We start from the raw sequence: 6,899 nt of genomic DNA, 5'->3' as shown, positions 1-6,899 counted from the left end.
TCGGTGTCGGTGTCGGTGTCGGTGTCGGTGTCGGCCGCATCATCCAGCGCATCCGCCTCGGCCTCTGACTCGACTGCAGCGTCCCCTCCAGCATCGTCTTCTTCCGACGGCATCTCCTCGACGATCGCGAGCGCATCAGCTATATCTGACGACACGCCCGCGCCGATTCCACCCTCGCCGGATACCAAGCCGGCGCGGCCTGCGACGTCGATCAGCAGCGCATCGTCGCCACCCTCTTCAAGCCCGCCCTCCGCAACCGTCAACGCGCTTTCCACATGCGCCGGAAAATACGCCTTGTCGCCCAGATGCCGCCCGCCGCGCACCATCGCGAGATTCACGCACACGCGCCCGCCGAGCGCGACGACCGCAAGAATATCCACGTCGCTATCGCCGCCGACTTCGATCGCCTGCTGATGCAGCACCGTCGACAGCGAACTCATCTGATTGCGCACCGCCGCAGCCTGCTCGAACTTCAACTCGCCGGCGAACGCGTGCATTTTCTGCTCGAGCTCCTTCATCACTTCGCCCTGCCGGCCGAGCAGAAAACGCGACGCATTGGCGACATCGCGCGCGTAATCTTCTTCGCTGATCGCCGCGACGCACGGCGCCGTGCAACGGCCAATCTGATGCAGCAGACACGGCCGGGTGCGGTTGTTGAACACAGAGTCTTCGCAGGTGCGCAACTGGAACACGCGCTGCAGGATCTGAATGCTCTCGCGCACCGCCCACGCGCTCGGGAACGGGCCGAAATACTGATTCTTGCGATCCACCGAGCCGCGGTAATACGCCATGCGCGGAAACTTGTGGCCGGTCAGCTTGAGATACGGATACGACTTGTCGTCGCGAAACAGAATGTTGTAACGCGGCGCCAGCGCCTTGATCAGATTGTTTTCGAGCAGCAGCGCTTCCGCCTCGGAGCGCGTCACGGTTGTCTCGATGCGCGCGATGCGCGTCACCATCATCGCGATGCGCGGCGACAGCAGCGTCTTCGTGAAATAGCTCGACACGCGCTTCTTCAGATCGCGCGCCTTGCCCACGTAAAGCACCGCGCCCTGGGTATCGTAATAGCGATAGACGCCGGGCAGATGCGGCAATTGGGCGAGCACTTTTTTCGGCTCGAAAACGTCGGTTGCTTCGGGTTCGGTCATGCAGAATCAGTTGACTGGGACAGTGTCGCGAAGCCTCTGCCTGGGTGCTGCGCGCTCAGGGGTCACTTAGGCGTCACCTGGCGCTCACTTGGGCGCGGAACCGCGGATGAGTGCTTTAGAATCGCCAGTTTAGAGCATTCCGCGTGCGTTCGAACCTGTTGGATCGAATGGCGTGATGCAGCGGCGCAAGCCCGGGCGGCCGCACCGGATTGCATCACCCGCCAGCAAGGGTCCGCTCAATCCAACCAGCCCTCCGTTCCACTCTGCGACCCCCGCCACCATGTCCTCTGTTCCGCCTACTTCCGAACCGGCCGTTGCCACACCCACGGCGGCGCCCGCGGCAATCGCCTGCGATATTTTTTGCGCGGTAATCGACAATTTCGGCGACATCGGCGTGTGCTGGCGTCTCGCGCGCCAACTCGCGAGCGAGCATGGCTGGCAAGTACGCGTGTTCGTCGACGACCTGCACGCGTTCCAGAAACTATGCCCTTCGCTGGCGCTGGAGCGCGCGCGCCAGGCGGTCGGCGGCATCGTCATCGAACACTGGCACGCGCCGGCCCACGCGGGCGATACGCTCGAGGTGGCCGACGTCGTGATCGAGGCATTTGCCTGCGAGTTGCCGCCGATCTACGTCGCGGCGATGGCGCGGCGCGAATGCGCGCCGGTCTGGCTCAACCTCGAATATCTGAGCGCCGAAGACTGGGTCGCGGATTTCCATCTGCGGCCCTCGCCGCATCCACGCTACCCGCTGACCAAGACCTTCTTTTTCCCCGGACTCGGCCCGGGCACCGGCGGCGTGCTGAAGGAACGCCATCTGGACACCGCGCGAGAGGCCTTCGAAACCTCGCAACCCGCGCGCGAAGCGTGGTGGCTGACCACCACGGGCCGCGCGCCGCCACCGCCCACGGCGACGGTCGTCTCGCTGTTCGCCTACGAAAACCCCGCCGTCGACAGTCTGCTCGAACAATGGCGCGACAGCGCCGAACCGGTCATTCTGCTGGTCCCGGAAGGCCGCATTTCAGGCGCGATCGCGCGCTTTTTCGGGCTGCCTTCGTTCACCGCCGGTTCGCATGCGGAGCGCGGCGGCCTCAGCGCCCACGCGCTCGGCTTCACGGAACAACCCGGCTACGACGTGCTGCTATGGGCCAGCGACATCAACTTCGTGCGCGGCGAGGATTCGTTCGTGCGCGCCCAATGGGCCGCCAAACCCTTTGTCTGGCACATCTACCCCCAGGCCGACGACGCCCATTTGCCCAAGCTCGACGCCGCGCTCGCCCACTACGGCCGCACCCTGCCCAGCGACGCGCGGGACGCCCTCGCACGCTTCTGGCACGCCTGGAACGGCGCGGGCCGGCCGGACTGGGCGGAATTCCGGCACCACCACGCGGCGCTGAAACAGCGCGCGGCCGACTGGGCCGTCGAACTCTCCCAAGTAGGCGACCTCGCTGGAAATCTGGCCTTGTTCGCAAAAAGTCAGTTAAAATAAGCGGTTATCCAACGGCCGACGACGCAAGCGCGGCCCGATCGCAGCGAGTAAGTCGCGGAAACGCGTCTTGGTAACTCGTCTTGCAAACGCATCTTGCAAATTCGTCTGGCAAATAAATGCGCCAGACTAACTGGCCAGATCGACTCGCGAGGCAAACTCGGTATCGGCGCCACTCGTGATCACGCCCGCACAGGGTAAAAAGCAGGTAACGGTTGCAGGGGGTTGCAAGGAGTCGCAGATTTGCAGCCTCGCCGCGGGTCACCGCGGCAAGCCGGCCATGCTCCACGCACCGCTCCCAAGCGGTCCCGCCCCGTATGGCGAGGAAGAGCGAAGCCGCTTGCGCCGTATGCCGTTGAGCAAAAGTTGAAGCTACTTATTTCGTACAGGACAGTTTTATGAAGACCGCACAGGAACTCCGCACCGGCAACGTAGTAATGATCGGCGCAGACGCGATGGTCGTGCAAAAGGCCGAATACAACAAATCGGGCCGCAACTCCGCCGTCGTCAAGATGAAGTTCAAGAACCTGCTGACCGGCGCAGGCATGGAAAGCGTGTACAAGGCAGACGACAAGTTCGACGTCGTGGTGCTGGAGCGCAAGGAAGTCACCTACTCGTACTTCGCTGACCCGATGTACGTGTTCATGGACGCCGACTACAACCAGTTCGAAGTCGAAAGCGAAATGATGGGCGACGCCCTCCATTACCTCGAAGACGGCATGGCTTGCGAAGTCGTGTTCTACAACGAGAAAGCCATCTCGGTCGAACTGCCGACCACGCTGGTCCGCGAAATCACTTACACGGAACCGGCTGTCAAGGGCGATACGTCGTCGGGCAAGGTGTTGAAGAATGCCAAGCTGAACACCGGCTTTGAACTGCAAGTGCCGCTCTTCTGCGCCATCGGCGACAAGATCGAAATCGACACCCGTACGCACGAGTACCGCAGCCGCGCCTAAGCGTCTGCAGCTTGCATCCCCCGCCGGAGCAAGTACGGCGCGGCGATAAAAAATGGCAAAAAAAAGCGCCCGCCACGGGCGCTTTTTGTTTTTTGCGCCGCCGTGTATGGTTGTGGTAAACTTTACCGGCAGGTTTCTCGAAAATACCAGTCCGATGTCCTTTTCTTCCTGCTTCGCGTCCGACAAACCATTGATAAACTTAAACAATTGACTTTGGCACAGTCCATGCTTCTTTGGGTTATAGGCCGTCACGGCTTCATTTTCATCAACTCCGGAGATGCGATATGAATAACGACATCGCTGAAGGCAAGTGGAAGCAAATGGTCGGCAAGGCCAAGGCAGCGTGGGGTGAATTGACTGACGACGAGCTAACCAAGGCGGAAGGCCACGCCGACAGACTGGCGGGGCTGATCCAGGAGCGCTACGGCAAGACCCGCGAGCAGGCGGAACTTGAGGTACGGCGCTTCTTCGATAGCAACCGGCATTTCTAACCGGTCGAATGAAGGAAATGCAGATGCGCCGCCCACCCGCCACCGCGCGTCACGGCGGCCATCCACTGAAAATCAAAGGACCAGAACTACGTGAGTCGAGTCGCCCGAAATCCGCTTGCACGTCGCGCTCCACGACCCGTGCCGCGCCCATGCCAATTGGTGGGCACCGGCGGCTGCGCAGTCGTGAGGTCCGCTGCTGCTCGCGCGGTGCGGTATTCGACCGGCAGTACCGGCCAGCCATCGCGCCCGTGTCGCGCGCCAGAGCATTCGGCGACGCATGCCGGGCATTCCGTCAATCTAAAAAATAGCGCTCGCCATGCCCCACGCCCTGATTGTTGAAGACGACCCCAATAGCCTGTCAGGTCTGTCCGCCATCCTCGCCGCCGATGGTTTCTCGGTCGACACCGCGACTACCATCGCCGAGGCGCGGGCGGCGCTGACCCGCTTTATCCCCGATGTCGTGCTGGTCGATCTGAATCTGCCGGACGGCAGCGGGCTCGACGTGTTGCAGCACTTGCCGGCGCATCCGCCCGGCGGCGCCCTGCCCGTGATCGTGATGACGGGCAATGCGACGGTCGAAAGCGCGATCGAGGGCCTGCGCCACGGCATCTGGGATTACCTGCTCAAACCGGTCAACATTCCGCGTTTGCGGAGTCTGCTCGCGCGCATTCCGCGTCCGTACGAACTGACCGAAGAGGTCCAGACGCTGCGCGCGTCGCTGCGTCACCTCGGCCGTTTCGGTTCGATACTGGGTCGCAGCGGCGTGATGCAGCATGTGTACGACACGATCGAACACTTCGCGCCCACTGAAGCCGCTGTGCTGATTTCCGGCGAAGCCGGCGCGGGCAAACAGGTCGCCGCGCGCACGCTGCACGACATGAGCCGGCGCCGCAAAGGGCCGTTCGTCACGTTCGATTGCCGCACGGCGGGCAGCGTCGCGGCGCATCGCTCGCTCGATAGTGTGCTGTTCGGCCACGAGCGCGGCGCGTTCAGCGGCGCCGAGCAGCGCGAGCCGGGTCTGTTCGAGCAGGCCAGCGGCGGGACGCTGTTCATCGAGGAAATCGCCGAACTGCCGCGCGCCCAGCAGGAAGCGCTGCTGCGCGCACTCGATTCGCAGACCTTCATGCGCGTTGGCGGCACGAACCAAGTGGGGACTGACTTCCGCCTGATCACCTCCACCCGCAAAAATCCGCGCGCGGCGGTCGCCGACGGCAGCCTGCACGAAGATCTGGCGCTGCGTCTCGAAGCGGCCGCTTTAACGCTGCCGCCGCTGCGCGAGCGTGGCGAAGATGCGGCGCTGATCGCGCAAGCCGTTGTCGACGAATTGAATCGCGAAGCCACCGCGCGCGGTATGTCGGACGTCGCCAAGCAGGTCGGACCGAACTTCTTGCGCGAGTGTCTTGCGTACGAGTGGCCGGGCAACGTGCGCGAGTTGCAGGATCGCGTGCGGCGGGCCTATCACGCATCGGGCGACGTGCTGGAATCGCTGCGTGCCGATGAAGCGGGCTCGGTGAACGGGCGCGATCTGAACGGCAGCCGCGTGCAGGTCACCGTCGGCACGCCACTCGCTGACGTCGAGGAGATGTTGATTCGTGCGACGCTGGATGCCGTCGGCGGCACGCGCCATCGCGCGGCGTCGCTGTTGGGGATCAGTCCGAAGACGCTGTACAACAAGCTGCAGCGGATGCGGTTGAACTGAGTGAGCGAGTGAGTGAGGCCAGCTTTCGCGTGAGGCCTGGGTTGAATGGAAAAAACGGCGCCTGATACTGAGGCGCCGTTTTTTGTTCGATACAAAGGCTTGAAGCAGCCTGATCCGATATCTACCCGCCGCTCATGCAAACGCGCTGCGCAGCAAGACCTGCGCTTGCAGATACCGCGGGTCCGCTACCAGCTTGCTCCACTTCAGCGCCTTGCCACGCGGCCGCATGCGCTTGAGCCGCTGCTGCGATTCCTTCGACGGCGTGAAGCGCAGTGCGTCCAGCACCTTCTCCGCTTCGTCCGGCTGATTGCAGATCAGCACCATGTCGCAACCGGCTTGCAGTGCGGCGCTCGCGCCTTCCGTCAACGTGCCGCCCTGGCGCGCGGCTTCCATCGAGAGATCGTCGCTGAAGACCGCGCCTTCAAAGCGCAATTTTTTGCGCAGAATGTCCTGCAGCCAGACACGCGAGAAGCCCGCCGGCTTCGAGTCGACCTGCGGATAAACCACATGTGCGGGGAGCACGCCCCCTAGCGCCACACCGAGCCAATCGTACGGCGCCACGTCGTCGCGCAAAATCTCGTCGAGCGGACGGTCATCGACCGGCATGGCGACGTGCGAGTCCGCCTGCGCGAAACCGTGCCCGGGGAAATGCTTGCCGCAATTGCTCATGCCGGCCAGCGCGAGACCGTGATTGAGGCTCTTCGCCAGCAAGGTCACGACGCGCGGATCGCGATGAAACGAGCGATCGCCGATCACCTGCGACTGGCCGTAATTCAGATCGAGCACCGGTGTGAAACTCATGTCGATGCCGCACGCGCGCAATTCGGCCGCGAGGATATAGCCGACCGCGGTCGTCACCTTGGTGGCATGCAACACGTCGCTGTCCCACAGCGCGCCGAGCTTGCCCATGGCCGGCAGCACTGTGAAGCCGTCGGTGCGAAAGCGCTGCACGCGGCCGCCTTCGTGATCGACGGCAATCAGCAGATCGTCGCGAATCGCGCGGATCGAATCGGTCAGCGCGATCAATTGCGCGCGGCTCTCGTAATGACGTGCGAACAGGATCACGCCGCCGGTCATCGGATGGGCAAGGCGGCGTTTGTCGTCGTCGTTCAGCGTTTTGCC

The 6,899-nt window shown here is 63.2% G+C and carries 6 protein-coding genes; 4 read left to right on the top strand and 2 right to left on the bottom strand.

The window, feature by feature from the left end; translation table 11 throughout:
• Positions 1-1,148, bottom strand: a 1,148-nt coding sequence (gene uvrC / locus QOC89_RS03300; RefSeq protein ID WP_323043715.1) for an excinuclease ABC subunit UvrC, incomplete at its 3' end; no start/stop codon positions are given.
• 280 nt (positions 1,149-1,428) lie between these two features.
• Here uvrC and earP point away from each other — a divergent pair.
• The 4 genes from earP (at position 1,429) to QOC89_RS03280 (ending at position 5,777) form a co-directional block, all read left to right on the top strand.
• Positions 1,429-2,634 carry an elongation factor P maturation arginine rhamnosyltransferase EarP gene (gene earP / locus QOC89_RS03295; RefSeq protein ID WP_323043714.1) on the top strand — a complete coding sequence of 402 codons (1,206 nt, stop codon included), beginning with the start codon at positions 1,429-1,431 and terminating at the stop codon, positions 2,632-2,634.
• A 395-nt stretch (positions 2,635-3,029) separates the two neighbouring features.
• The gene (efp, locus tag QOC89_RS03290) at positions 3,030-3,587 is read left to right on the top strand and encodes an elongation factor P (RefSeq protein ID WP_323043713.1); all 558 of its coding nucleotides are present in this window, start codon (positions 3,030-3,032) and stop codon (positions 3,585-3,587) included.
• A gap of 284 nt (positions 3,588-3,871) precedes the next feature.
• Positions 3,872-4,078 (top strand): CsbD family protein, encoded by a 207-nt coding sequence (locus QOC89_RS03285; RefSeq protein ID WP_179733385.1) that lies wholly within the window; start codon positions 3,872-3,874, stop codon positions 4,076-4,078.
• Positions 4,079-4,394: 316 nt separating this feature from the next.
• Positions 4,395-5,777, top strand: a complete 1,383-nt coding sequence (locus QOC89_RS03280) for a sigma-54 dependent transcriptional regulator (RefSeq protein WP_323043712.1) — start codon at positions 4,395-4,397, stop codon at positions 5,775-5,777.
• Between the two features lie 132 nt (positions 5,778-5,909).
• On the opposite strand, the gene nagZ is transcribed toward QOC89_RS03280, so the two are convergent.
• A partial coding sequence (gene nagZ / locus QOC89_RS03275) for a beta-N-acetylhexosaminidase (protein ID WP_323043711.1) occupies positions 5,910-6,899 on the bottom strand: 990 nt, incomplete at its 5' end.

The organism is Paraburkholderia sp. (assembly GCF_034668105.1).
Classification (GTDB): Bacteria; Pseudomonadota; Gammaproteobacteria; order Burkholderiales; family Burkholderiaceae; genus Paraburkholderia.
Note: the sequence above shows the minus strand (reverse complement) of the source record. Positions and strands in the feature narration are given on the sequence as shown.

Excerpts from the sequence above, each read along its gene's own strand:
- QOC89_RS03280 (WP_323043712.1), top strand. The coding sequence starts at position 4,395 with ATGCCCCACGCCCTGATTGTTGAAGACGACCCCAATAGCCTGTCAGGT.
- earP (WP_323043714.1), top strand. The coding sequence starts at position 1,429 with ATGTCCTCTGTTCCGCCTACTTCCGAACCGGCCGTTGCCACACCCACG.
- QOC89_RS03285 (WP_179733385.1), top strand. The coding sequence starts at position 3,872 with ATGAATAACGACATCGCTGAAGGCAAGTGGAAGCAAATGGTCGGCAAG.
- efp (WP_323043713.1), top strand. The coding sequence starts at position 3,030 with ATGAAGACCGCACAGGAACTCCGCACCGGCAACGTAGTAATGATCGGC.